General features: G+C 71.6%; 15 protein-coding genes and 2 pseudogenes. 8 read left to right on the plus strand and 9 right to left on the minus strand.

All coding sequences use genetic code 11. The annotated features are described in order from the left end of the window. Positions 1-17 precede the first annotated feature (17 nt). The 5 genes from Q0R63_RS08455 (at position 18) to nirD (ending at position 8,402) form a co-directional block, all read left to right on the plus strand. Positions 18-1,547: a nitrate/nitrite transporter gene (locus Q0R63_RS08455; RefSeq protein ID WP_295696281.1), complete on the plus strand. Its 1,530-nt coding sequence runs from the start codon at positions 18-20 to the stop codon at positions 1,545-1,547. A 32-nt stretch (positions 1,548-1,579) separates the two neighbouring features. Then, positions 1,580-3,664, plus strand: a complete 2,085-nt coding sequence (locus tag Q0R63_RS08460; protein ID WP_295696283.1) for a molybdopterin oxidoreductase family protein — start codon at positions 1,580-1,582, stop codon at positions 3,662-3,664. Beyond that, positions 3,661-5,304, plus strand: coding sequence for an FAD-dependent oxidoreductase (locus Q0R63_RS08465; protein ID WP_295696285.1), 1,644 nt, complete (start codon positions 3,661-3,663; stop codon positions 5,302-5,304). Before Q0R63_RS08460 ends, Q0R63_RS08465 begins: the two co-directional genes overlap by 4 nt. Next, entirely contained in the window at positions 5,301-7,850 is a 2,550-nt protein-coding gene (gene nirB / locus Q0R63_RS08470) for a nitrite reductase large subunit NirB (RefSeq protein ID WP_295696287.1), read from the plus strand. Before Q0R63_RS08465 ends, nirB begins: the two co-directional genes overlap by 4 nt. Before the next feature lie 69 nt (positions 7,851-7,919). Continuing rightward, the gene (gene nirD, locus Q0R63_RS08475; RefSeq protein WP_295696289.1) at positions 7,920-8,402 is read left to right on the plus strand and encodes a nitrite reductase small subunit NirD; all 483 of its coding nucleotides are present in this window, start codon (positions 7,920-7,922) and stop codon (positions 8,400-8,402) included. 142 nt (positions 8,403-8,544) lie between these two features. Here the strand turns inward: nirD and Q0R63_RS08480 are convergent, their stop codons facing one another. The 3 genes from Q0R63_RS08480 to Q0R63_RS08490 form a co-directional block, all read right to left on the minus strand. After that, on the minus strand, positions 8,545-9,771 hold the full coding sequence (locus Q0R63_RS08480; RefSeq protein WP_295696291.1) for a uroporphyrinogen-III synthase: 1,227 nt from the start codon (positions 9,769-9,771) through the stop codon (positions 8,545-8,547). 112 nt (positions 9,772-9,883) lie between these two features. After that, positions 9,884-10,984, minus strand: coding sequence for a YihY/virulence factor BrkB family protein (locus Q0R63_RS08485; RefSeq protein ID WP_295696293.1), 1,101 nt, complete (start codon positions 10,982-10,984; stop codon positions 9,884-9,886). Continuing rightward, positions 10,981-11,550, minus strand: coding sequence for a 2'-5' RNA ligase family protein (locus tag Q0R63_RS08490; protein WP_295696295.1), 570 nt, complete (start codon positions 11,548-11,550; stop codon positions 10,981-10,983). The genes Q0R63_RS08485 and Q0R63_RS08490 overlap by 4 nt, the downstream gene beginning before the upstream one ends. 170 nt (positions 11,551-11,720) lie before the next feature. Here Q0R63_RS08490 and galK point away from each other — a divergent pair, with 170 nt between their 5' ends. From galK to Q0R63_RS08505, 3 genes are read left to right on the plus strand one after another with little or no spacing between them, the layout of a single operon-like run. Beyond that, the gene (galK, locus tag Q0R63_RS08495; RefSeq protein ID WP_295696297.1) at positions 11,721-12,887 is read left to right on the plus strand and encodes a galactokinase; all 1,167 of its coding nucleotides are present in this window, start codon (positions 11,721-11,723) and stop codon (positions 12,885-12,887) included. After that, positions 12,877-14,202, plus strand: coding sequence for a hypothetical protein (locus Q0R63_RS08500; protein ID WP_295696299.1), 1,326 nt, complete (start codon positions 12,877-12,879; stop codon positions 14,200-14,202). Before galK ends, Q0R63_RS08500 begins: the two co-directional genes overlap by 11 nt. A 31-nt stretch (positions 14,203-14,233) precedes the next feature. After that, the gene (locus Q0R63_RS08505; protein WP_295696314.1) at positions 14,234-15,772 is read left to right on the plus strand and encodes a peptidase S10; all 1,539 of its coding nucleotides are present in this window, start codon (positions 14,234-14,236) and stop codon (positions 15,770-15,772) included. Between the two features lie 16 nt (positions 15,773-15,788). Here the strand turns inward: Q0R63_RS08505 and Q0R63_RS08510 are convergent, their stop codons facing one another. From Q0R63_RS08510 to Q0R63_RS08530, 6 genes and pseudogenes are all read right to left on the minus strand, one after another. Beyond that, positions 15,789-16,820, minus strand: coding sequence for a glycoside hydrolase family 16 protein (locus tag Q0R63_RS08510; RefSeq protein WP_295696316.1), 1,032 nt, complete (start codon positions 16,818-16,820; stop codon positions 15,789-15,791). Positions 16,821-16,922: 102 nt separating this feature from the next. After that, positions 16,923-17,930 carry a glycoside hydrolase family 16 protein gene (locus tag Q0R63_RS08515; protein ID WP_295696318.1) on the minus strand — a complete coding sequence of 336 codons (1,008 nt, stop codon included), beginning with the start codon at positions 17,928-17,930 and terminating at the stop codon, positions 16,923-16,925. Between the two features lie 74 nt (positions 17,931-18,004). Beyond that, a complete protein-coding gene (locus Q0R63_RS08520; RefSeq protein ID WP_366521095.1) occupies positions 18,005-18,607 on the minus strand; it encodes a hypothetical protein in 603 nt (200 codons plus the stop codon). A gap of 444 nt (positions 18,608-19,051) precedes the next feature. Beyond that, positions 19,052-19,195, minus strand: a pseudogene (locus Q0R63_RS24560) (glycoside hydrolase domain-containing protein); the annotation flags it as partial. Positions 19,196-19,226: 31 nt separating this feature from the next. Beyond that, a pseudogene (locus Q0R63_RS08525) lies at positions 19,227-21,305 on the minus strand (GH92 family glycosyl hydrolase); the annotation flags it as partial. Continuing rightward, positions 21,305-26,113 (minus strand): GH92 family glycosyl hydrolase, encoded by a 4,809-nt coding sequence (locus tag Q0R63_RS08530; RefSeq protein WP_295696322.1) that lies wholly within the window; start codon positions 26,111-26,113, stop codon positions 21,305-21,307. The pseudogene Q0R63_RS08525 and the gene Q0R63_RS08530, both read right to left, overlap by 1 nt. Positions 26,114-26,300 lie beyond the last annotated feature (187 nt).

A 26,300-nucleotide genomic window follows, 5' to 3' on the forward strand; every position in this document is an offset into this window, starting at 1 on the left:
CAGCCAGGAGGACCCCCGTGACCGCGGTGGAGAACGAGACGAACACCGAGGCAACCGTCCCCCCCGGGACGCCCCACCCGACCACGACACCGGAGCGGCCCCGTTCGACGTCCCGCGCCCGCTCGCGGCTGATCACCGACTGGGACCCCGAGGACACCGTCGCCTGGGAGGCGGGCAACAAGGACATCGCCCGCCGCAACCTCGTGTGGTCGGTCGCGACCGAGCACATCGGCTTCTCGATCTGGTCGATCTGGTCGGTGATGGTCCTCTTCATGCCGCAGGCGGTCTACGGCTTCACCCCCGCCGACAAGTTCTTCCTCGTCGCCGTCCCCACCCTCGTCGGCGCCGTGCTGCGCGTGCCCTACACGATGGCCACCGCGACCTTCGGCGGTCGCAACTGGGCCGTCTTCAGCGGCATCGCCCTCCTCGTGCCGACCACCGCCACGTGGTACCTCATGGTCCACCCCGGCCACTCCTACACGACCTTCCTCCTCGTCGCCGGGCTCGCTGGCCTGGGCGGTGGCAACTTCGCCTCGTCGATGACGAACATCAACGCCTTCTACCCCCAGCGGATGAAGGGCTGGGCCCTCGGGCTCAACGCCGGCGGGGGCAACATCGGCGTCCCCGTCGTCCAGGTCGTCGGCCTGCTCGTCATCGCGAGCCTCGGCAACCGTCGACCCGAGATCGTCTGTGCCGTCTACCTCGTGCTGCTCGCCGTCGTCAGCATCGGCGCCGCGATGTTCATGGACAACCTCGACCACCAGACCGCCAACGCCGGAGCCATGAAGGACGTCCTCGGGCACGCGGACTCGTGGCTCATCTCGCTGCTCTACATCGGCACCTTCGGCTCGTTCATCGGCTTCAGCTTCGCCTTCGGGCAGGTCCTCCAGATCACCTTCCTCGCCGGTCTCACGAGCGGGGCCCCGACCGCGGCGCAGTCGGCCGCCGCCAGCCTCCACGCCGCGCAGATCGCCTTCATCGGTCCGCTCCTCGGCTCGGTCAGCCGGGTCCTCGGCGGCCGGCTCGCCGACAGGCGCGGCGGCGGCCTGATCACCCTCGTCACCTTCGTCTCGATGGTCGTCGCCGGCGGGATCCTCGTCGCCTCGGGCACGGCCGACGACGCCACCAAGGGCGCCGCCACCGGTCTGCAGCTCACCGGTCTGATCGCGGGGTTCATCCTGCTCTTCATCCTCTCCGGCATCGGCAACGGCTCGGTCTACAAGATGATCCCGGCGATCTTCGAGCGGAAGTCCCTCGCCCTCAGGGGCGTCGGCGCCGAGCAGCGTCAGCAGTGGTCGCGCGCGATGTCCGGCGCACTCATCGGTATCGCCGGAGCCATCGGCGCGCTCGGCGGCGTCGGCATCAACCTCCTCCTGCGCACCTCGTATGCCGGGTCGGCCAAGTCCGCGACTGCCGCCTTCTGGGTCTTCACGGCGTTCTACGTCGTTGCCGCCCTGGTCACCTGGGTCCGCTTCGTTCGCCGCCCGAAGGTGGAATCGGTCTCTGCCGCAACGGTTCCCGACCTCCAGACCCAGACGACCACCTGAGCGTGACGGACCTTCTCGAGACGGCCCCTCGCGTGACCGACACCCACTGTCCCTACTGCGGGCTCCAGTGCGCGATGACCCTCACCGGCGACAGCGCCGCCGACCTCACCGTCACCCCCCGCCGCTTCCCGACCAACCGAGGAGGCCTGTGCCAGAAGGGCTGGACGAGCGCCGAGCTGCTCCGCCACCCCGGGCGACTCACCACACCCCTGGTGCGCAAGGCCGGCGAGCTCATCGAGACCTCGTGGGACGAAGCGCTCGACCTCGTCGCCGACACGATGCGTCAGGTCCAGGACGACCACGGCCGCGACGCCGTCGCTCTCTTCGGCGGCGGCGGCCTGACCAACGAGAAGGCTTACCAGCTGGGCAAGTTCGCACGGGTAGCGCTACGCACCTCGCAGATCGACTACAACGGCCGGTGGTGCATGTCCTCGGCCGCCGCCGCCGGGATCCGTTGCTTCGGCCTCGACCGCGGTATGCCGTTCCCCGTCACCGACCTCGGCTCGGCGCACGCCGTGCTGCTGCTCGGCGCCAACCCTGCGGAGACGATGCCACCCTTCCTCGGCCATCTGGTGACCTCGGCCGAGGCCGGCGGGCTGATGGTGGCCGACCCCCGGCTCACCCCGACGGCCGCCCGGGCCCTCGAGGGAGGCGGTCTCCACCTGCAGCTGCGCCCGGGAACGGACGCCGCCCTGGCCCTGGGGATGCTCCACCTCGCCGTCGTGGAACGCCACGTCGACCGCGACTACATCGCGGCCCGCACCTCCGGCTGGGACGAGCTGTGGCCGACGGTGGCGCAGTGGACACCAGACCGCGCCGAGCGGGTCACCGGCGTCGCCGCCGCCACGATGCGCCGGGCCGTCGAGCTGCTCGCCCGGGCCCGCGACACCGAGCGCGGTGCCTACGTCCTCAGCGCCAGCGGCGGGGAGCAGCACGCGACCGGCACCGACACCGTGAGCGCCTACATCGCCCTGGCGCTCGGCCTCGGTCTTCCGGGTCAGCGGGGCAGTGGGTTCGGCACGATCACCGGCCAGGGCAACGGGCAGGGCGGTCGCGAGCACGGCCAGAAGGCCGACCAGCTGCCCGGCTACCGCAAGATCGCGGACCCCGTGGCGCGAGCCCACGTCGCGGGCGTCTGGGGCATCGACCCCGACGACCTTCCCGGCCCCGGACGCAGTGCCTTCGAGCTGCTCGACGCCCTGGGGACCGATGCCGGCCCGCGCCTCCTCATGGTCCACGGCTCCAACCCCGTCGTCTCCGCGCCCCACGCCGGCAGGGTCCGCGAGCGGCTGGCTGCCCTGGACCTGCTCGTCGTCTGCGACTTCGTGCTGTCCGAGACCGCCGCGATGGCCGACGTCGTCCTGCCCGTCCTCCAGTGGGCCGAGGAGGAGGGCACGATGACCAACCTCGACGGCCGCGTCCTGCGTCGCCGCGCGGCTCTGGCGCCCGCCGGTCTCGCGCGCAGCGAGCTCGAGGTCTGGCACGACCTCGCGGTCCGGCTGGGCCAGCCGGCCGAGCGGTTCCCCACCGACCCCCGGGTGGTCTTCGACGAGCTCCGACGGGCGTCCGCGGGCGGCCCCGCCGACTACTCCGCCATCACCTGGGAGCGGATCGACGCCGGTGAGCACCTGCACTGGCCCTGCCCGCTCGACCGCCCCCAGGGCACGCCTCGGCTCTTCCTCGACGGCTTCGCGTTCCCTGACGGCCGCGCCCGGTTCTCAGCAGTCGACCAGACCGGTCCGGCCGAACCGGTCGACGGCCACTACCCCCTCATCGGGACGACCGGCCGGGTCCTCGCCCACTACCAGTCCGGCGCCCAGACCCGTCTCGTCCCCGAGCTCGCCGCCTCCTCCGGAGGGATGTTCGTGCAGGTCCACCCCGAAACCGCCGACAGGGCAGGCCTCGGCGACGGCGCCCTCGCCGACGTCGTGAGCCGTCGCGGACGCACCAGGGCGACGGTCCGGTGCGACGCCGACATGCGCCTCGACACGGTCTTCCTCCCCTTCCACTGGTCCGGGGACGGCACCGCCAACCACCTCACGAACCCCGTCCTCGACCCCACCAGCCGGATGCCCGAGTTCAAGGCCTGTGCCGTGCGGCTCGAGGTGGCGTCATGACGACCCGCGTCCTCGTCGTGGGCAACGGCATGGCCGGCGCCCGCGTCGCCGAGGAGCTGCGTCGGCGTGACCCGTCGGGCCACCAGATCGCCGTGACGGTGGTGGGCGAGGAGGCGCACGCGGCATACAACCGCATCCTCCTGTCGACCGTCGTGGGCGGCGCGATCACGCCGCGCGAGACGCGGCTGAAGCCCGACGGCTGGTGGGAGGCGCACCTGATCGAGGTCCGCACCGGCTCCCGCGTCACGGCCGTCGACACCCTCACCCGCACCGCGACCGTATGCCGCGTGCCCGCCGCCGGCGGTCAGCCCACCGACGCCTCGCTCACCGATGCGTCGACCCAGATCGCCTGGGACGAGCTGGTGCTCGCCACCGGCAGCACGTCGTTCATGCCGCGCATCGAGGGCACGCAGGTCGGGGACCGGCGGTTCGATGACGCGCAGGCCGGGGACATGCAGCTCGAGGAGACCGACGTCGTCGCGTTCCGCTCGATCGACGACTGCGCCCGGCTGGTGCGCGCGGCCCGATCCGCCTCTCACGCCATCGTCCTCGGCGGCGGACTGCTCGGCATCGAAGCCGCACGCGGACTGCTCATGAGGGGGGTCGACGTCACGATTGTGCACCCACGCAGCATCCCCATGGAGCGTCAGCTCGACGACGACGGCGGCGCGGTCCTCACCCGTGTGCTGAGGGCCACCGGCGCCCGGCTCATCCTCGGTCGCCGGGTCACGGCGTGGAGGGACGCTGCCGGAGGTCACGGTCACGAGGCAGTCCTCGATGACGGCACGACCATCGCGGGCGACCTCCTCGTCGTCGCCGCGGGCATCCTGCCCCGCGTCGACCTGGCCCGCGATCTCGGGGCAGAAGTGAGGAGGGGCATCGTCGTCGACGACCGGCTCTCCACGACGGTCCCGCACGTCCACGCCGTCGGTGAGTGCGTCGAGCACCGCGGCACCGTCTACGGGCTCGTCCAACCCGGGTGGGAGCAGGCCCGCGTCCTCGCCGACGTGCTGACGGGAGCCGACCCCACGTCGCGCTACGAGGGCACTGAACCCCTGACCCGCCTCAAGGTGCACGACATCGACCTCGCGAGCATGGGGGTGGTGACGACGGGACTGCACGACGACGACCACGAGGTCGTCACCGTGGCCGACCCCCGGCGGGGTCGGTACGCCAAGCTCGTGCTGCGGGGTGACCGTGTCGTCGGCGCAGTCCTCCTCGGTGCCGGTGACGTCGCCGGAGCCGTGAGCCAGCTCTTCGACTCGGGGGCTCCTGCCCCGACCGACCGGATCGCGTTGCTCCTCGGGCGTGCTCCCGGCTCCGGTGCGACACCGCTCGACGCGGTCAGCCTCGCGCAGATGCCGGGGAGCGCGGTGATCTGCCGCTGCAACTCCGTGACCAAGCACGGCATCGTCGAGGCCTGGCGCAGCGGGTGCACCACCCGCGACGCCGTCGCCACCGCCACCCGGGCCACGACCGGTTGCGGCAGCTGCGTGGCCGCGGTCGACGGCCTCTGTCAGTGGCTGACCAGCGTCGAGCCACCGGACATGGCCGCCCGTGCAGGCCCCGAGTCCCCCACCGTGTCCGACCAGCCCCAGCAGCACCATCCCACAGCGGCTTTCGCCGAAGGAGCAGCATGACAACCCCACGCACCGTCGTCGTCATCGGTCACGGCATGGTCGGCCACCGCTTCGTCGAGGCGATCCGCTCGCGGGACGACGCCGACTCCTGGCGCGTCATCGTCCTGGCCGAGGAGCAGGACGCGGCCTACGACCGGGTCGGGCTCTCGTCCTACATCGGGGCCTGGGACCGGAGCCTGCTCGCCTTGCCGGGCAACGACTACGACGGGGACCCCCACGTCGAGGTCCGTCTCGGGCTGCGGGCCGACAAGATCGACCGTGCGGGCCAGGAGGTCGTCGTCACGACGGCCGACGGTGCGGAGTCACGGGTCGGCTACGACGCCCTCGTGCTCGCCACCGGGTCCTACCCCTTCGTCCCACCCGTGCCCGGCCACGACCTCGACCGGTGCTTCGTCTACCGGACCCTCGACGACCTCGACGGGATCCGCACGGCGGCCGAGGCCGCTGTGGCCCGCGCCGCAGCCGGCGGCAGGCCTGCGACCGGCGTGGTCGTCGGCGGCGGCCTGCTCGGGCTCGAGGCGGCAAACGCGTTGCGGCTGTTGGGACTTCGGCCCCACGTCGTGGAGTTCGCCCCACGTCTCATGCCGCTGCAGGTCGACGTCGGCGGCGGCGCCGTCCTCTCCCGGCTCATCGGCGACCTCGGGGTCGACATCCACGCCGGGGTCGGCACCGCCTCGATCACCGCGGTGCCGACCGACTCCGGCGAGGTGCTCCACGTCGGGTTGTCGGACGAGAGCGTCATCGAGACCGACCTGCTCGTCTTCTCCGCCGGCGTGCGCCCCCAGGACGCCCTCGCCCGCACGGCCGGGATCGCCGTCGGCGAGCGCGGCGGCGTCCTGACCGATCTCGGGTGCGCCACCGACGACCCCGCGATCTGGGCGATCGGCGAGTGCGCGGCGATCGAGGGGCGCTGCTACGGGCTCGTCGCCCCGGGCTACTCCAGCGCCGAGGTCGTCGCCGACCGGCTGCTCGGCGGCGATGCGACGTTCCCCGGGGCCGACCTCTCCACCAAGCTGAAGCTCCTCGGGGTGGACGTCGCCTCCTTCGGTGACGCCATGGGCACCACCCCCGGCGCCCTCGAGATCATCCACAGCGACGGCCGCGGCACCTACGCCAAGGTCGTCCTCTCCGATGATGCCCGGACCCTCCTCGGCGGGATCCTCGTCGGTGACGCCACGGCATACACCACGCTGCGCTCCTTCGTCGGGCGCGAGGTGCCCGGCGATCCCGCCTCCCTCATCTCCCCCGCGGGCGACGGCGTCGACCTCACCGGCGTGCTGCCCGACGACGCGATCGTCTGCTCCTGCAACCACGTCACGAAGGGCACGATCTGCGCCGCGATCGCCGACGGCGCCTGCGACGTCGCCGAGCTCAAGGGCTGCACCAGCGCCGGAACCACCTGTGGCGGTTGCCTGCCCACGGTGAAGAAGCTTCTCGTCGACTCCGGCGTCGAGGTCTCGACCGCGGTCTGCGAGCACTTCGCGCAGTCGCGGGCCGAGCTCTTCGAGGTCGTCTCGGCGACCGGCATCCGCACCTTCTCGGAGCTCGTCGCCCGATACGGCACCGGCACGGGCTGCGAGATCTGCAAGCCCACCGTCGCCTCCATCCTCGCCTCGACGAGCAGCGACCACATCCTCGACGGCGAGCAGGCCGCGTTGCAGGACAGCAACGACCACTTCCTGGCCAACATCCAGAAGAACGGCACCTACTCCGTGGTCCCGCGGATGCCGGGTGGCGAGGTCACGGCCGAGCAGCTCATCACCATCGGGGAGATCGCCCGCGACTTCGACCTCTACGTCAAGGTGACCGGAGGTCAGCGGCTCGACCTCTTCGGCGCCAGGGTCGAGCAGCTGCCGGCGATCTGGCGGCGGCTCGTCGACGTCGGCATGGAGTCGGGGCAGGCCTACGGCAAGTCGCTGCGCACCGTGAAGTCCTGCGTGGGCTCGTCGTGGTGCCGCTACGGCGTGCAGGACGCCGTGGGGATGGCCGTCTCGCTCGAGCTGCGCTACCGGGGTCTGCGTTCACCGCACAAGATCAAGTTCGGGGTCTCGGGGTGTGCCCGTGAGTGCGCCGAGGCGCGGGGCAAGGACGTCGGCATCATCGCGACCGAGCACGGCTGGAACCTCTACGTCGCCGGCAACGGCGGGCAGACCCCCAAGCACGCCCTGCTGCTCGCCTCGGACGTCGACGACGAGATGCTGGTCCGCTACATCGACCGCTACCTGATGTTCTACGTCCGCACGGCTGACCGGCTCCAGCGCACCGCGCCCTGGCTCGAGAGCCTCGAGGGCGGTCTCGACCACCTGCGGGACGTCGTCTGCGAGGATTCGCTCGGCATCGCCGCCGACCTCGAGGCCGCGATGGCCGCCCACGTCGGGGGATACCGGGACGAGTGGGCCGCCGTCCTCGACGACCCCGACAAGCTCTCGCGGTTCGTCTCGTTCGTCAACGCCCCGGAGGAGCCCGACCCGACGATCGCCTTCGACGGCAGCAGCGGGCGCAAGGTGCCGGTGCTGCTCGGTATGCCGTCCACGCAGCGACCCTGACGGACGGGTGCTCCACCCACAAACCTCTGCGCCACAACCGTGTTCGACCGACAGCCCTGGGAGACCCCCGTGCACCTCACGACCCACGAGACCACCGACCGACCGGAGGGGACGCCCTCCGGTGACCCCACGGCATACCCCTCGATGGCGCCGCCGCGGCGCGTTGTCCGGCCGGGGGTCCTCCCACCGGCCCGCCTCCACGACTGGGTCGCCGCCTGTCCTGTCGACCGGCTCGTCGCCGGTCGCGGGGTCGCCGTCCTCCTCTCCGGTGGCGCGCAGGCCGCGGTCTTCCTGCTGGCGTCCGGGATGCTCTACGCCGTCGGCAACATCGACCCCTACAGCGGCGCCGCGGTGATGTCGCGGGGGCTGACCGGCGACCGCGGCGGCGAGCCGACGATCGCGTCCCCCCTGCTCAAGCAGGTGTTCTCGCTGCGTGACGGCCGGGCCCTCGATGACGAGTCCGTCGCCTTGCCGGTCTATGCCGTGCGCGTCGTCGACGGTGAGCTGCGGGTCGGGGTAGCGCGTGCGGCGGAGGGCGTCTCGGCGGCCTGAGTCGGACCGTGGCTGTCCAGAACTCGTCAGCTGCCCGGTTCTGCGCGGCGCCCAGGCTGAGGGCGTGGGCAGAACTCGTCAGCTGCCCAGTTCTGCACGGCGCCCGGTTCTGAACGTCGGCGGCTCCACCCCGAACCACCGCTCAGACGTTCAGCCGGTATCCGCGCTTGACGACGGTGGCCACGAGCCGCGAGTCCGGCAGCGACGACCGCAGCCGGCTCATCGCCATGTCGAGCGCGTGCTCGCCGCCGGAGACCGAACCGGACGAGCCTGACGCGCCGAGCGGGCCGGGTAGCCCGGGCATGGCCCGGAGGAGCTGGTCGCGGGAGAGCACCGACCCCCGGGCCGCGGCCAGCGCCTTGAAGATCGCGAGCGGTCCCGGCGCGAGGGTCACCGTCTCCGCGCCGAGGACGACCGATCGACCGCGGACCTCGACCGTGCCGAGGGCGCTGTCGACGCGCGAGACCTGGTGGGTGGTCAGGTGCTCGCAGACGGTGCGGATGAGGGCGCCGAGCCGGTAGCGGTCGGGGACGATGGGCGTGATGCCGACCTCGATGAGGGGCTGCGCCGTGACCGGCCCCACCGCGGCGGCGACCACCCCGGTGCGCAGCGCGGCGACGAGCTCGTCGGCGCACCCCATCTCGCCGGCGGTGCTGAAGAGCGCGTCGACGGCAGGCGCGCTGGTGAAGGTGACGAGGTCGACGTTGCGGGTGCAGACCGCCTCGATCAGGCGATGGAGCCGCTCCCGGTCGGGTGGCTCCACCCACTGGTAGGGCGCGACGGTGAGCACCCGCGCACCCCCCGACTCGAGGCGACGCAGCTGCTCCACATCGGCGTACCCGTGCAGCTGGACGGCGATCGTCTGCCCGTCGACCCCGCTCTCCAGCAGGGTGTCGACGAGGGTCGAGGTGCGCTCGTCGGCGGCGATCCCGTCGTCGTTCAGACCCGCCGCGCGCACCGCCCCGCGCGCCTTCGGGCCGCGCACGAGGATGCGCGAGCCGGCGAGCGTCGCCGTGAGCTCCTCACCGATCCCGGCTGCGTCGGCGGCCTCCGACCACCGCCGCATCCCGTATGCCGTGGTGACCACCGTCGTGTCGGGCGCCGCGTCGATGACGGTGCGGGTGTCCGCGATGAGGGTCTCGTCCTCGGCGATCGGCGCGATCCGCAGCGCGGGCGCGTGGATGACCTGGGCACCCCGTCGTTCGAGCGCGGCGATGAGGTCGGCGCTGCGCCGGTCGGACGTCACGGCGATCCGGAAGCCGGACAGCTGCTGCGGGCTGACCTCGGGCGCCGGTTCGGCGCTGGCGCCGGGAGGCGTCACGGCGGGGTCGACGGAGGACCCCGTGGGGTCGGGCGGCGTGCTCGTCATGGGCTACCTCCAAGGCAGTCCGAAAGGCGGTGCCCCCACAGTAAGGACGCCACATTTCACGGACGTTTCGGACAGTGACCTGCGCCAGGACGAAGCCGAGGTGGAGACCGTCTCAGCGGCGCGTGAAGATCGCGCGCGTGACGCGGCCGACCGAGCCGAGGGCGAGCGCGACGGTCGCTCCGAGGATGGCGCCCGCCGCGATCGAGGTGCGGTCGGCCGTGCGGTCCCCGAAGGCGGGGACGCCGGCGACGGCGCGGCTCCGGATCGACCCGAGGTCGGCGCCGGCAGCACGCGCGGAGGCGCGGGCCGCAGGGCCGCCGCGAGCCCCTGAGGGATCCACCGTCGCGGCGACGGAGCCAGGGCCGGCGGCGCGGTCGACGTCGTTCGCCGCCCACGACGCGGCATACAGCACCAGCTTGGCGATCAGGTTGAGCCAGAAGAGCAGTCCGATGACCAGCACGATGGACCCGAAGAGCGGGTTCTTCGTCGCGTTGGCGATGAGCTGGACCCCGAACGCCTTGACGACGGTGAGGCCGAGACCCCCGACGACGGCGCCATTGCGAATGTCCTGCCACGGCAACGGGATTCCCGACAGCACGCGCAGCAGCACGATCATGATCGCCGTGTCGACGACGAAGCCCAGCACGAGTCCGACGACCATGACCACCACCCTGCTGGTCGCCTCGCCCAGCGCCGCCGTGAAGAGCCCGGAAGCCGCGCCGGTCACGCTCGTCAGGACCGCCGACACGAGGACGGCGAGGCCCAGCGTGGCGAGGACACCGAGGTCGCGCAGCTTGACGGTGACGACGTTGCCCGGCGACCCGGCGACCCCGAAGACCCCGCGGATGCCGTCGCGCAGCGACCCGACCCACCCCAGCCCGGAGAGCACCAGACCGACGACGGCGACGACACCGCCGATGGTGAGGACGGAGACCTTCGGCGCCGACAGCTGCACCAGACCGTCGGGGTGGGCGGCGGTCCTGATGAACCCCGGGAGGGTCGAGCTCAGCGAGTCGCCGACGCTGACCAGGAGGTCGGGTCGGCTCCGCAGGACGAACCCGAAGACGACGGCCGCGATGGCCGCGGCCGGGAAGATCGAGAAGAAGCCGTAGAACGCGATGCCGGCGGCGAGGAGGTTGCCGCGGGTGTCGCCGAACCGGGTCCACGCGCGCCAGCCGCGGGTCTGCTGGAAGCGCGTCCAGAGCTGCCTCATCGCCCGGCCACCGAGGTCGCCGTCCCGAGGGAGAACTCGCGGGCGGGGATCCAGGTGCCCTCCTGGTCCTGTTCGTAGAGGTGGAAGCTGGCCACCTCGAAGCGGGCGGAGTAGTCGGCGAGGTCGTCGAAGGCCAGGTCGAGCGCGACCTCGTCCACGTCGTGCGCGACCGTGACGTGCGGGTGGTAGGGGAAGGCGAGGTCGGCTGCCCACCGGTCGGAACGGATCGCCTCCTGCAGCTGCTCGCACGCGGCGATCCCGTGGGCCACCTGGACGAAGACGACGTCGGAGAGCGGCCGGAAGGTGCCGGTGCCGCGCAGGACCATCGTGAAGGGCTCGACCGTCGCTGCCGCCCGCTCGAGGTGGTCGATGAGGAAGGGCACGTCGTCGACCCGGACCGGCGTCGGCCCCAGCAGCGTCACGTGCGAGGGGATGGCCAGTGCCAGCGGATCACCGAAGGACGCCCGTTTGAGCTGGAGCTCCTCGGCGAACGGCATCGGGATCGGGATCGACACCCCCATCACCGTGACGTCGGCGTCGGCGACGACAGCGCGCAGCGTTGACATGCGCGCCATTCTGTCAGGTGGGTCGAAGGCTCCCTGTCGGGCACGGGACGGCCGCGATTTGAACCCTATCCACGACTATGTCTGGTCCGTCCCCGCCTCTCCGCCGAGATGTTGCGGAGAACCTCCGAGTGGCGACGACCCGACGCTGCATCGCCAGATACCGTGGGGCCGTGCCCGACGCCGTAACCACTGCTGCCCGCTTCCGCGAGACCGTCGGCGGCGACCCGACCGGCGTCTGGTCGGCTCCCGGGCGCGTCAACCTCATCGGCGAGCACACCGACTACAACGGCGGATTGGCGTTGCCCATCGCCCTCCCCCAGCGCACGTATGCCGCGGTCCGCCCCCGCGTCGACGGTCGCCTCCGCCTGCACAGTGACGCCGCGCGGGACCCCGTCGACGTCGCGCTCGCCGACGTGAAGCCCGGCACCCCGGGCGGGTGGGCGTCCTACGTCGCCGGTGTCGCGTGGGCCGTCGGTGAGGCCGGTCATCCGGTGGGCGGGCTCGACGTGCACGTCAGCAGCGACGTCCCGGTGGGTGCCGGTCTCTCCAGCTCGGCCGCCCTCGAGTGCTCGGTGGCCGCGGCCCTGAGCGACCTGCTGGGACTCGGGCTGCTCGCCGACGACGACGGACGCGCGACCCTCGCGGGCTGGTGCCAGCAGGCCGAGAACGTCATCGCCGAGGCCCCGACCGGCGGCATGGACCAGGCCATCTCGATGCGCGCCGAGCCGGCGCACGCCACCCTGCTCGACTGCCGCTCCGGAGCCGTCGAGCAGGTGCCGTTCGACCTCGCGGCGAGCGGGCTCGCGCTCCTCGTCGTCGACACCCGGGCGGAGCACGCCCTCGTCGACGGGCAGTATGCCGCGCGCCGCCGCTCCTGCGAGCGGGCCGCCCAGATCCTCGGGGTCGCGACGCTGCGCGAGATCCCGGTGGCCGACCTCGACGACGCGCTGCGCCGCCTTCGCGACGGTGAGCTCGAGGCCCGCGTCCGCCACGTCGTCACCGAGATCGACCGCGTCGAGCAGTGTGTCGCGGCACTACGAGACGGCGACTTCGATGCGGTGGGAAGGCTGTTCGTCGCCTCGCACGCCTCACTGCGCGACGACTACGAGGTGTCGTGCGACGAGCTCGACGTCTCCGTCGACACGGCGATGGCCCACGGCGCCCTCGGGGCCCGGATGACCGGCGGCGGCTTCGGTGGCTCGGCCATCGCGCTCGTCCGGGCCGAGTCCGTCGCGCCGACGGGGGCGGCGGTGACCGACGCCTTCGTCAGGCGTCGATGGACCGAGCCCGGGTGCTTCGCCGTCACCGCCAGCGCCGCGGCCGGCCGTGACTCCTGAGCCGACGACCCGCCACGCAGGACGCTCCCGTCAGACGGGCGTCCGCGCGACGCGGGTCGGTGGCTCCGCCACGGTCATCACCCCACCGCCGGGCCCGATGGCGGGGTATGCCGTGCGGCTGGGTGACTCGACGGGCACCACCGCCGACCTGATGGCCCGGGTCACGGTCTTCGACGACGGCGACACTCCCGTGGTCCTCGTCGTCCTCGACCTCCTCTACGCGACCCAGGCGCTGACCAGGGCCGTGCGCGAGGCGGTCGCCGGCTCGACCCCGGTGATGCCGGAGCACGTCATCGTCACCGCCACCCACACGCACAACGGCCCGGCCGACCTCGCGACGACGCAGGGATCGGTCGTCCGCCTCTTCGTGGCCGACGCCTGCGCCCGCGCCGCCGAACGCGCCTGGTCCGAACGTCGCGAGGCGCGACTGGTCACCGGTGAGATCCAGGTCCGCGGCATCAGCGCGCACCGTAGGACGCGGGTCGGGGTGCCCGACGAGACCCTCACGCTCGTCGCCGCGCTCGACGAGAAGACCGGCGACCCCATCGTCTCCATCGTCAACTTCGCCTGTCACGCCACGGTGCACGGGCCGGAGATGACGTCGTGGTCACCGGACTTCCCCGGAGCGGTGTGCGCGAGCCTCGAGTCCTGGGCCGGCGGCACCGTCACATTCCTCCAGGGCTGCGCCGGCGACGTCAATCCGGTTGTCTCCACACGGGACTGGGCCGACGCGTCGCGCATCGGAGAGATCGTGGCAGCTGCCTCGCTGCAGCTCCTGCGTGATGCCCAAGGCCTCCTGCGCGGGCTGACGACCGAGTCGCCGTCACTCGAGTCGACCTTCCCCGCACAGAACCGCAGCCGTTGCCGCCTCGTGGCGCCGAGCTGTCTCGAGCTCGCCAGCGTCCTCGTCGACGTTGACCCGGGGCCTCGCCCGACGCGGCATACGCCCAGCGTCCACGACGACCCGTTCACCCGCTCCCGCCTGTGGATCGAGGACCTCCACGCCCGAGACGGCAACCTCTTCGGCAGCTTCGACGCTATCGACCGGCTCACCGTCCAGGTGGTGCGCCTCGGCGTCGACCTCCACCTCGTCGCACTGCCCGGTGAGCCGATGTCGGTCGCGGGACGACTGCTGCGCGGAAGCGGGCCGGGCACCGTCCTCGTGGCCGGCTACGCCGACGCCTCGGTAGGCTATCTCCCGGCCCGTGAGGACCACCTCGTCGGTGGCTACGAGGTCGGCGCGTGCGCCTACGAGCCGGGCGCTCTCGAGCGTCTGGTCGACGCCGCCGTGACGACGCTGCGCGAGCTGCGCTGACCTGCGGCCCCGGCCGGGCTAGGGTCGCCGGGTGGCTGACGAGACCGTGAAGACCCCCGCCCCGACCGACCCGCCCACCCCGCCGGGCGTGCCGCCAGCGACGAAGTCGCCGAGCTCTCCGACGACCAGCACACCGGTGGAGCCGACGGACGACCTCGTCGTCACGCGGCATACCCTCAAGGTGGGCCGACGTACGCTGCGCTACACCGCCGAGACCGGGCGCGTGGTGTTGCGGGAGGAGGTGCTCGAGGACGGCGTCTTCTCCGGCACGACGGCCAGGGCGGAGATCTCCCTGACGTCCTACGTCCTCAACGGCGCCGACCCCCTCACGAGGCCGATCACGTTCGCCTTCAACGGTGGTCCTGGTTCGTCGAGCATCTGGCTGCACCTCGGCCTGCTCGGCCCACGCCGCGTCCTCATGGGTGATGCGGGCGCCCTCCTGCCACCGCCCTACGCCCTCGCGGACAACCCCGAGTCGCTGCTCGGGGTCAGCGACCTCGTCTTCATCGATCCCGTCTCGACCGGCTACTCGCGCGCCGTCGACGGCGGAAAGCCGGCTCCCTTCCACGGCTACCAGGGCGACATCGACTCGGTCGGCGAGCTGATCCGGCTCTGGACCAGCCGCCACGGTCGGTGGATGTCGCCGAAGCTCCTCGCCGGGGAGTCCTACGGCACGCTGCGCGCCGCAGCCCTCGCCGAGCACCTGCAGACCCGTTACGGCATGTATCTCAACGGGGTCATCCTCATCTCCAGCGTGCTCGACCTCGGCTCGATCGACTTCGAGAACCAGCGCAACGACCGTGCGCACGCGCTCTACCTGCCCACCTACGCAGCCATCGCGCACTACCACGGGAAGCACGGGCGGCGTTCTCTGCGTTCGGTGCTCGACGAGGCCGAGGCGTATGCCGCGCGCGACTACCCCTGGGCGCTGTCCCGGGGCAGCCGGCTCACCGCCGCCGAGCGCCGGGAGGCTGTGGCGACGCTCGCCCGGATCAGCGGGCTCAGCGAGGACTACGTCGACCGCGCCGACCTGCGCATCGAGCACTGGCGCTTCTTCGGAGAGCTGCTGCGCGACGAGCGCCGGGTGACCGGCCGGCTCGACGGGCGCTTCAGCGGCCCGGCCGCGAGCGGCATCGCGGAGTCGATGGACGCCGACGTCTCGATGGACGCGATCACCGGGCCCTACGCCGCTGCGTTCAACCACTACGTGCGGCAGGAGCTCGGCTACGCCAACGACCTGCACTACGAGCACATCACCAACAAGGTGCAGCCGTGGTCCTTCAAGGACTTCGAGGGCCGTCCGATCGACGTCTCCCCCAAGCTCGAGCGGGCGATGCGGCAGAACCCCCACCTCAAGGTCTACCTCGGCTACGGCTACTACGACGGGGCCACCCCGCACTTCGCCGCCGAGGACGTCGTCGCGCACCTCCAGCTCCCGCCCGAGCTCGTCGCCAACATCGAGCACGCCTACTACGAGGGCGGCCACATGATGTACGTCCACGAGCCGTCGAGGGTGCAGCAGAGCGCCGACCTCGCCGAGTTCGTTCGAAGCGCGTCCCGGTCGAGCTGAGACCGCCTGCCGCCCCTCAGCGCGCGGTGTCACACCCTCCGGTGCGGGACGAGACCACCACGGGTGGCGCAATGAGCGGGGAGGCCGAGGTGCTCACCCGCACGTAGTCGACGAGCATCGTCGCGGGGAACGTCGTCGTCGCCGGTGGCGTCCCGGGCCAGCTCCCGCCGACCGCGAGGTTGAGGACGAGGAACATCCTCTGGTCGAAGGTCCACGCACTCCCGAAGGACGCCCGGGTGCGCGTCGCGGTCGGGTGCCCGTCGACGGAGAAGGTGACTCCCGAGGCGGTCCAGTCGGCCGAGAAGACGTGGAAGGCGTCGCTGAACGACGCGCCACCCGGCAGGGTGTAGCCGACGCACGAGCTCATCTTGGCCGCCGGGAGGATGGTGTGGAGGCTGGCATAGACGGCACCGGGCTCGTTGCCGACGTGCTCCATGATGTCGGCCTCCGCGTAGGCCGGGTCCGGGCTGGCGTTCACGTTGTTGTCGAGCGCCCAGAAGGCCGGCCAGAGCCCCGCGCCGGAGGGCACCTTGATGCGGGCCTCGAGGTGGCCGTACTGCTGGCTGAAGGTGCCGAGGGTGTTCAGCCGTGCGGACTGGTAGGTGCAGGTGCCGTACCAGCAGGAGCCGGATGCCGCGTTGGTCGCGACGATCGCGAGGTCTCCGTTGCCGTCGAGATGCGCGTTCGCCGTCGCGTTCGTGTAGTTCTCCAGCTCGCCGTTGCCCCACCCGCGCCCGCCTGTGTCGTAGACCCACTTGTGGGGGTCCGGTCGGGTCCCGGCCGTGCCGGTGAACTCGTCGGACCAGCTGACCTGGCCCACTCCGACACCGCCACCTCCGCGACCACCGACACCCTCGACACCCCCGCCGCCGCCAGCCGAGCCGCGGACGGCGTTCGAGCCGACCACGGCGATCGTGGACGACGCACCGAGGGCAGCACGGGGCGAGCGGTCGGCCCGGGCCGGGTCGGTCAGGGCGAGGACGGAGCCCGAGGCGCAGGCCACGACGGCGAGGATGGTGAGAACGCGTCGGAACGGTGAGGGGGCCATGTGCCCGATCATTCCGCCCAAAAGGTATAAATAGGGTATAGCAAACAGACATAACTCTCATCTGTTCGGCCGATGGTCGTGCCGCCCCACGGCGCTGGGCCCCTACTGCGCTCGGTCGCAGCCACCCGAGCGGCTCGCGACGACGGGCGGAGCCACGGCCGACGACGGCGTCGCCGACACCCGCACGTAGTCGACCAGCAGCTGGGCCGGGAAGGGTGTGCCGGGCGGCGGGGTCCCGGGCCACACGCCGCCGACGGCGAGGTCGAGGATGAGGAACATCGGCTGGTCGAACGTCCAGGCTCGGCCGTAGGTCGCCTTGAGGCGGGTCGCGGTCAGGTGTCCGTCGACCGAGAAGGTCACCTGGGTGGCGTCCCAGTCGACCGCGAAGACGTGGAAGCCGGTGGCGTATGCCGCGCCACCGGGCAGCGTGTACCCCACGCAGTCGTCCATCGAGGCGGGTCCGCGCCGGCCGTGCTGGCTGGCGTAGCTGGCGAACGGCTCGTTGCCGACCTGCTCCATGATGTCGCCCTCGGCGTAGGCGGGGTCGGGATGGGCGTTGACGTTGTCGTCGAGCATCCAGAAGGCGGGCCACAGCCCGGAGCCGGAGGGGACCTGGATGCGCGCCTCGACGTGACCGTACTGCTGGCTGAAGGTGCCGAGCGTCAGGAGGCGGGCGGAGGTGTAGCGACAGGTGCCGTACCAGCAGGAGCCCGTGCTGGTCGGGCGGGCGACGATGGCCAGGTGACCCAGCCCGTCGAGGTGGGCGTTCGCCGTGGCGCTCGTGTAGGTCTGCAGCTCCTGGTTGCCCCACCCGCCCCCACCGATGTCGTAGGACCACTCCTGCGGGTCGGGCCGGCTGTTCGCTGCACCGGAGAACTCGTCGGACCACGTCGTCGAGGTGGCGGGGGCGGCGGCTCGGGGCGCGGACGGCATACCGGACCGGGTCTGTGCTGCGGCCGGAGGGCCGCTGGCGAGCAGGCCGGCGATCGCGGCTCCGACCGTGAGGGCCAGAGCGAGAGAGCGAGCCCGATGATGGCGGCGGGGGGAAGCGCGGCAGCGGCCGATCGCGGAGGGGCGGGCGGGAGGGCGACCTTCGGGGAGTCTGTCCATGCCCGGATCTTCTGGTATGCCGGGTTCGGCCGCGACGGACCTGTCACGTCTTCGGGGGTGACATTTGTCAAACCTCAGCCCCGGCGCCCGGTGACGGCCATCACCGCCACGCGGTCGCTGGCGCCGAACGTCACGGACTGGAGGGCCCGACCCGGATCGGTCGGGACACGCACCCCCCAGAGGTGGACGGCGAGCCCATCCGTCCCGGAGGGGCCGCCCACCCGGCCGGACGTCCGGACCAGGTCCGCCTCCCCGAACCGGGGCGACCCCGCCGCCCAGTCGCTCACCGAGATCGTCGTGGCGACGTCACCGTCGGCGTAGTGCAGGGTGACGGGGACGGCGGCGGCATCGCCGTTCCGCGCGCTGGCCAACAGGGTCAGGGCCGAGAAGGTGCCGACGGCCGGCACGGTCGTGGGCGCGAGCGGCGCGAGGAAGTTGGGCGCCGTCCCGGTGGTGTCCGGGATCCGGAAGGCCCCGTCCCCCACGACCTGGATGCCGGGTGCCGGCACCTGGTCGGCCGGGAAGCTCCACCCCCCGCCGTCGAAGCCGCCCTGGGTCGCCGGCGTCGATCCGGCGACCCCGTCGAGACCGAGCGACGCGGTGAGGTCCAGCGGGCACAGGCTGCCGGTGGCCGAGCAGGACACGTCGACGACGGTCACCTGCAGGGTCTTGGTCACGTCACCGATGCGTGAGGCGGCCGTGACCTTCGGGGGATAGCTGCCGGGCGGGGTCCCCGCGGGCACGGTGATGTCGAGCGGCACCGACCCCGTCGCCGGCTTGCCCCGTGACGTCAGCGGCACGACCACCTGCTGGGGGGTGACGGTCAGGGGAGCCTGCACCGTGGCGATGACGGCCGTCCGGGTGGATCCGGGTGTCTGGGTGACGAGATCGGCTGTGACAGCGACGTGCTGCGCCGCTGTCCCGGTCGGCGCCGTCGGCAACGACGTCGCGGACGTCGGGACGAGCCCCATCGAGAGGTTGGTCAGCGTCCCCGGCCCCGACGAGCGGCACGGCGACGGCGGAGCCGCGCTCGGCGCGGTCGCCCAGGACGAGGGACGCGGACCGAGGTCGACCCGCAGGGTCGCCCCCTGGCGGAGGTCGTCGACCGTGAACCAGGACCGCGTGAGCGCCTTGCCCCCGAGGGAGGCCTGCTGGACATAGCGGTTCGCGTCCGAGGATGCCGGTGCGGAGATCGTGACGTCGCCGGAGAAGTAGGGCCTGGTCAGGTGGAGCGTGACCGTGGTGAACTTCGGCGAGCCGAGCACCAGCGTCTGGGTGCCGGCCAACCGGATAGATCCCGATCGACGACAGCACGTGCCACGCCGACATCGTGCCGAGGTCGTCGTTGCCGGTCATGCCGGTGGGTCCGTCGGTGAACAGCGTGGTCGCGGCCCGCACCACGTCGGCCGTCTTCCACGGCTGACCGGTCCAGAGATAGACGTAGGGCGCGTGCAGATCGGGCTCGTTCTGCGGGTTGTAGCGGCTCTGCCCGTAGTAGTCGTAGGCGCTGTTGACCCAGACCTCGCGGGTCACGCGTGCCGGGTCGATCAGCAGCTCGCTGTAGTCGAAGAAGTGGTCGAGCCGCGAGTTCGCCTGTGCCGCACCACCCATCGAGGAGATGGCTCCGGGCATGTCCTGCGGGACGAGCCACTGGTACTGCCAGGCGGTGCCCTCGTGGAACCCCTCGCTGTAGGCCGGGTCCGCGTTCCCCACGAAGACCCCGTCAGCGTTGCGCGCCCGGGGGAACCCCGTCGACGGGTCGATCAGCGACTGCCAGCCGCGGCACCGCAGCGCGTAGCGCTCGGCGTCGTCGTCCCGGCCCAGGGCCGCGGCGAGGGTCGAGAGGGAGCAGTCCGACACGGCATACTCCATCGTCGCGGAAGCACCGTGGGCGAGGTCGTAGTCCCCGGGTTTGCCGGTCGCCTCGGCGACGTAGGGCACGAAGCCGTTGGCGATGTAGGAGGGGTTGCCGGCGCGCCCGTTGGCCGGGCTGCTCGCGGGCGGCACCTGGTCGGCGTTCACCTTGAGCAGCTGGTAGACCTCACTCAGGTGGCCGTTCAGCAGGCCGTACTGCCACGCGGTCACGAGGAAGGGCGTGACCGGGTCGCCGGTCATGATGTTGGTCTCGACGTTGCCGTAGACCCACCGCGGTGCCCAGCCGCCCTGCTGGCCCGCGCGCAGCAGCGAGACCGCCTGGTCGCGCGCCTCCTCGGGGGCGAGGAGGCCGAGCAGCTGCGCCTGGGTGCGATAGGTGTCCCAGAGCGAGAAGTTCTGGTAACAGGCGCCGCCGTCGGCCGTGTGCACGGCGTCGTCGAAGCCGCGGTAGCGCCGGTCGACGTCGCTGCCGGTGCTCGGGGTGATCAGGCTGCGGTAGAGCGAGGAGTAGAAGGGGCCGCGGTCGGCCGCTGCTCCCCCGGTCGTCTCGACGGTGCCGAGCCGGGTCGCCCAGGCGGCCCGGGTGGCGGCGTGGGTGGCGGCGTGGGTGGCGGCGAAGGTGCCCGCGCCCTCGGCCGCGAGGTTGGCCCGCGCGCCGGCCGCATCGACGTAGGAGATCGCCGTCACCGCGACGACGTCGTGGTCGGTGGTGGCGTCGAACCCGGCCCAGGCCCCGCGGCGACCGGCACCGGAGGTCTGGGTCGAGCCCGGCGTGAAGGTCGAGTCGGCCCACGTGCCGGTGGTCCTGAACGGCCGGTCGAAACGGGTGACGAAGTGCAGCGTGTAGGGCCGCGTCGTCTGGCAGAACCCCTGACCCGTCACCGTGGTCTCGATGGTGCGGTCGTCGACGACGGTCGCCTGCGAACTCGTCACCTCGTGCAGGGCCTAGCCGGTGTTGATCAGCACGGTCGCGTCGGCGGTGGCGGGGAAGGTGTAACGCTGCCACCCGGTGCGGGTGGTCGCGGTCATCTCGGCGCGCACGGGACCCCCGGGCGCCGTGAGGGTCACCCCGTAGTAGCCGGGGCTCGCCTCCTCCCCCACGTGCGAGAACGGCAGCGCGTATGCCGCGTCGTCGCCCGACGTCGGCACACCCGTGGTGGGGAGCATCGGCAGGTCGCCGCCGAGACCGCAGCCGACCCCGGAGATGTGCACCATCGAGAAGCCGCGGATCGCGGTGTCGGTGTAGGAGTAGCCCGTGTTGTGACCGGTGTCGGGCGACGGCTGCGCCATCCCGAACGGTGCCACGGCACCCGGGAAGGTGTTGCCGTCGCCCTGCGAGCCGATGAACGGGTTGACGAGCGCGACGGCCCGGCTGCCGGTCGTCGGTGGGCCGTCGACCAGGGCCGCCGAGAGCGGGGCCGACGCCACCGCGCCGATTCCGCTGACCGCCAACGCTGCTGCCGCCACGGCAGCAGTCAGGACCCGTCGTGTGCGCTGCATCAGCTGCTCGCCGGGTGGGAGAGAGCCACGTCGTCGACGAAGCCGCGGAACTGGCCGTTGGCCGTGCCGGACCCGAAGGTGAGGACGACCGAGTCGACCTGCTTGCCGGCGGCCACCGCCCCGACGTCGAGGCTGACCTGCTGCCACGTGTTGGTCGTCAGCCGGTCGGTCTGGGTCGTCGGGTCCGACCTGCCGCCGTTGCTCGCCGGTGCGGCGAGGTCGTGGAGGTAGGTGCCGTCGGTGACGCGCAGGTCCATCACCACCGACGTGCTCACCCGACCCGTGCCGGCCTCGGGATAGACCCAGTAGGACAACGTCTGCCCGGGCTTGACCCACACGTCGCTCGATGTGAGGACCGAGCTCGAGGCGGCACTCGCCTCAGGGTCGACCGCCTCGCCGGAGAAGAGGATGACGCCGATGCCGTCGTGCTGCGGGATCGAGTCGGCGGTGCCCTTGACGCTCTCCATTCCGGGGATCGAGCAGCAGAAGCCGCCAACGTGCTGGGAGATGAGGCGGTCGTTGCCGAGCGGCTGCAGCTGACCGTTCTCGAAGGAGGTCGCGATGTCGTCACCGGCGGGATAGGTCCCGTCGGCGACGGTGAACGGCGCGATGGTGACCGGGAAGCCCCGCGTCGCCGTCGCGGCGCCCCGGGTCACCGTCACGGTCAGCGGCACGGTGACCGGCGCCTCCCCGAGAGCGGGACGCCGCAGCAGCTGTCCCGAGGCGTTGACCCAGGTCGGGTCCCCGCTGGCCCATGTCACGCCGAGCTGGCCGTCGCCCGCGACCGGGAGGGCGAGGTTGCTCGTGACCGACGAGGTGTCACCGAGGTCGAGGCCCGCCGTCCACGAGTCGACGTAGTCCTGGTCGGACAACAGCGGACCGGGCCTGCCGAGCAGCTCGAGCTCGCTGATATTCGCCGTGCCGCCCGTCGTGCCCGTGACCGTGAACCGGTAGTACTGGAACCGGCCACCGGCCTTCACCGTGAACGGCCGGGTCTGCTGCTTCCAGGTGAACTTCACGGCAGTGCGGTGGTCGACCTCGACCCACTTCGTGCCGTCCCGCGAGCCCTCGAGGGTCCACGACGTCGGGTCGGCGCCGTCCGTGCCGGAGGTCACGGTGTATTGCTCCACCGCGTTCTTGGGCGCGACGAAGCGATAGGTGACGGGCTGCCCGGTCGGCACCGCAGCCTGGGTCATGGAGGTGTTGTCGACGAGCGCCGCGGCGCCCACCGGACCGCCCACGGTGCCGGCGGAGGCCCCGGTGAGGTCGCCGACCGGAGTCGGCGGCTTGCTGCCCGTCGTGATCGAGGGGAGCTGCTGCTTCGTGCCCCACGACGTCGGCGTCGGGCTCATCGCGACGTCGATCGTCCCGCCGTTCGCGATCGCGCTGTGGTCGATCGACGCGACGTCGACCGACTGGCCGTTGACCTTGAGCCCGGCGACGTAGATGTTCTTGGCCGAGTTCTTCGGGGCGTTGATCGTCAGTGTCTTGCCGTTGTCCATGTGGACGGTCATCTTCGTGAAGAGGGGTGACCCGACGGCATAGTGCCCGTCGCCCATCTGCAGCGGGTAGAAGCCCATCGAGCTGAACAGCCACCATGCCGAGGTCTCCCCGTTGTCCTCGTCACCGGCATACCCCTGGCCGATCTCGCTGCCGGAGTAGAGCCGCGAGAGGATCTCGCGCACCTTCTCGGCCGTCTTCGACGGCTGCCCCGCGTAGTCGTACATGTAGGGGATGTGGTGCGAGACCTGGTTGCTCATGCCGAGCTGGCCCATCCGGACGTCCCGCGCCTCGACCATCTCGTGGATCACGCCGCCGTAGCCGCCCGGGTGGGTGGCGTCCTCGGGGGTGGCGAAGAAGCTGTCGAGCTTGGTCGCGAGGCCGGCCTTGCCGCCGTAGAGGTTGGCGAGGCCCTGACCGTCCTGCGGGGCGTGGAAGGCGAAGTTCCAGCCGTCCGTCTCGGTGTAGTCCCCGCCCCAGTCGAGCGGGCTGTATTCCGCGGGCGTCTTCGTCGGGACGTGGTTGGCGTCGAAGCCCTGGAAGAAGTTGATCCTGGGGTCGAACATCTTGACGTAGTTCTGCGACCGGTTGAGGAAGTATGCCGCCTCGGCCTTGTAGCGACCCTTGGTCGCTGCGTCGACCTTCGACGCCGGACCGGCGAGCGCCTCTGCCATCTTGGCCAGGCCGTAGTCGTTGATGTAGCCCTCCATCGCCCAGGAGACGCCCTCGCCGACCGTGGTCGGGGTGAAGCCGAGGAACTGGGACTGCTGGATGCCCTTGCGACCGACGTTGGAGTTGTTGGGATCCCCCGGCGGCACGGTGGTCGCGTTGCGCAGCGCGGCCTCGTAGACCGACTGGGCGTCCGGCAGGGCGACGCCCTTGGTGAACGCGTCGGCGAAGGCGATGTCGGAGCTCGTGCCCGTCATCAGGTTGGCGTAGCCCGGTGAGGACCAGCGGGCGATCCAGCCGCCGTCGCGGTACTGCTGGGCGAAGCCGTCGATCATCTCGGCGGCCTTGTTCGGCGTGAGCAGGGAGTAGGCCGGCCACGTCGTGCGGTAGGTGTCCCAGAAACCGTTGTTGACGAAGATCTTGCCGTCGACGACCTTAGCGCCGGTCTGCGTCGGGGTCGACGGGCCGGGGGTCTGGACCGGGCTGGCGTACTGGTAGCGGGGCTTGGCCGCTGTGCCGGTGTTCTCGAAGGCGGAGTTCGGATAGAGGTAGAGACGGTAGAGGTTGGAGTAGAGCGTCGTCAGCTGGTCTGCGCTCGCGCCCTCGACCTCGACCCGGCCGAGGACAGCGTCCCAGGCGTCCTGGGCCGCGCCCTTGACCTGGTCGAACGACGTCTTGGCGGGGATCTCCACGACGAGGTTCTTCTTCGCCTGGTCGAGGCTGATCAGCGACGTGGCCATCCGGACGGTCACCGAGCGCGACGCTCCCGCCGCGACCTTGACGTAGCCGGTGACCTGGGGGCCGCCGCCGCCGGGGAGCATGCCACCGGTGATGACCGGCTTGTCGAGGGTGCCGTAGACGAACATCCTCGTGGCGCCGTCGGATCCGGCGCGCACGTCGGAGTAGCCGCTGAAGCTGTTGCTCGCCTGGTCGATCGTCAGGCCGCCGTCGTTGCTGACGTTGTCGAAGATGATGTTGGCGTTGTCGTCGGGGAAGGTGAACCGCAGGGCTGCGGCGTGGTCGGCCGGGGCGATCTCGGCATTGAGCCCCGAGTCGAAGGTCACCCCGTAGTAGTGCGCCTTCGCGACCTCGTTGTCGTGGCTGAAGGGCAGCGAGCGCGCGACCCGGTCGGCGTCCGGCACGGCGGCGGCGCTGGACGGCATCAGCTGGAAGGTGTCGCGGTCGGACATCCAGGGGCTCGGCTCGTGGCTGACGGAGAAGGCCTGGAGCCGGGTCTTGTTCTGGTCGTCGTTCTGGCGGTGGTAGTTGTACAGCCACGACGTCGAGCCCGCGTCCGTGACGGGGGTCCAGAAGTTGAAGCCCTCAGGGACGGCGGTGGCCGGGAAGTTGTTGCCCCGCGAGAAGCTCGAGTTCGACTGCGTGCCACGGGTGGTGACGACATGATCGCTCGGACGCCCCACCGTCACGGGGGCCACGTCCTGGACCACGAGGTCGTCGACCCAGCCCCCGAAGTCGGCCGGTCCCCGCGGGTTGTCGTAGCCGACGATGACGCGGTCGATGGTCTTGCCCGCCGCGACCTGGCCGAGCAGGGTCGAGCGGGGGTTCCACTGGTTGGCGTAGAGGGCCTTGGAGTCGCCCTGGGCGCGGGGGCTGATGCCGAAGCCGAGCTGGTCGGTCGCACCGGGGAGCTCGGAGAGGTAGGTGCCGTCGGTGAAGGCGAGGTCGACCGCGGCATACGTGCTGGGGTAGGTGAGGTCGCCGCCGGTGAGCTCGGGGAAGATCCGGTAGGACAGCTGGCTGCGTTGGCCGACCTTGACGTTGACGTCGTAGACCTTGTCGAAGGAGTGGCCACCGCCGGCGCCGGTGACGCGGCCGGCGTAGTGGAGCGACTTCAGGCCGGTGAAGCCCACGCCGGTCTTCGCGGCATACGCGCTCGTCGGGCCCGAGCCGACCTCGGCGATCATCGTCTCGGGTGGCGGCGGGAAGGCGCTGCCGTCGGAGACGAGGAAGTCGGCGAGCTGGAGGAGTCCGGATCCGGCGCCGACCTTGGTCACGTCGAGCCGGTAGTGGGCGTAGGCCGTGGTGTTGGGGACCTCGTAGGTCTTGGTGGCGAAGCGGGTCGGGAAGGCCTGTGCCGTCTGGCTGTCGAGCGTCGTCCACGTCGCGCCGTCGTCGGAGCCCTGGACCAGCCAGTCGACCGGGTCACGCTCCGGGGAGTCGTTCGCCGAGGTCAGGCTGTAGCGCTTGACCGTCTGTGGTGCGGCGAAGGCGTAGGCGACCCACCCGGAGCTGGCGAAGGCGAGCCACTTGCTGTTGGGGTCACCGTCGGCAGCGTTCGCCGCCACCTCGCCCGGAGGGTTGTCGAGACTCGCGGTGACGCCCGTGACGAGGATGGTGATGTTGCCGGGCAGGCCGGTCGGCGTCGGCCCGGTGACTCCCCCGGCCCGCGGCTGCCCGTCGGCACCGACCTCGACCGTGCTGCTCCAGGTGACAGGTGCCTGCCCCGCCTCGAAGGAGCTGGCGAAGGTCCCACCCCGGGTGTCGGGGGTCGCGACGGCGCCGGGCACCTGGCTCAGCGCCGGCGTGGCGATCGCGAGGGCCACCACCACCGCCCCCATCCGTCGGGCCACGCGGGCACGAGGCCGATGGGCAGGCGTGAGGGCGCGGGGCAGCGTCATTGCGGGCTCCTGGTTACTTTTCGTGCTTCTTCGGTGAACGGGCCCGCCATGTCATCGTTGTCATCGATCGGGAGGACCTCCCCCCAGCCCATGGGCTGTCCGCCGGACATGTCAAGGGACAAATTGCCGCGATGGGTAAAGAGATGGTCAGGAAATGACGTCGTGCGCCAGCACGGCGGCGGGCCGT

Source organism: Lapillicoccus sp. (assembly GCF_025353065.1).
Taxonomy (GTDB): domain Bacteria; phylum Actinomycetota; class Actinomycetes; order Actinomycetales; family Dermatophilaceae; genus Lapillicoccus.

What these genes read in the sequence shown, in the direction of transcription:
- Q0R63_RS08465 (WP_295696285.1), top strand. Translation starts at nt 3,661, where the DNA reads ATGACGACCCGCGTCCTCGTCGTGGGCAACGGCATGGCCGGCGCCCGC.
- nirB (WP_295696287.1), top strand. Translation starts at nt 5,301, where the DNA reads ATGACAACCCCACGCACCGTCGTCGTCATCGGTCACGGCATGGTCGGC.
- Q0R63_RS08480 (WP_295696291.1), bottom strand. Translation starts at nt 9,771, where the DNA reads ATGACGAGCACGCCGCCCGACCCCACGGGGTCCTCCGTCGACCCCGCC.
- Q0R63_RS08485 (WP_295696293.1), bottom strand. Translation starts at nt 10,984, where the DNA reads ATGAGGCAGCTCTGGACGCGCTTCCAGCAGACCCGCGGCTGGCGCGCG.
- Q0R63_RS08490 (WP_295696295.1), bottom strand. Translation starts at nt 11,550, where the DNA reads ATGTCAACGCTGCGCGCTGTCGTCGCCGACGCCGACGTCACGGTGATG.
- Q0R63_RS08510 (WP_295696316.1), bottom strand. Translation starts at nt 16,820, where the DNA reads ATGGCCCCCTCACCGTTCCGACGCGTTCTCACCATCCTCGCCGTCGTG.
- Q0R63_RS08515 (WP_295696318.1), bottom strand. Translation starts at nt 17,930, where the DNA reads ATGGACAGACTCCCCGAAGGTCGCCCTCCCGCCCGCCCCTCCGCGATC.
- Q0R63_RS08530 (WP_295696322.1), bottom strand. Translation starts at nt 26,113, where the DNA reads ATGACGCTGCCCCGCGCCCTCACGCCTGCCCATCGGCCTCGTGCCCGC.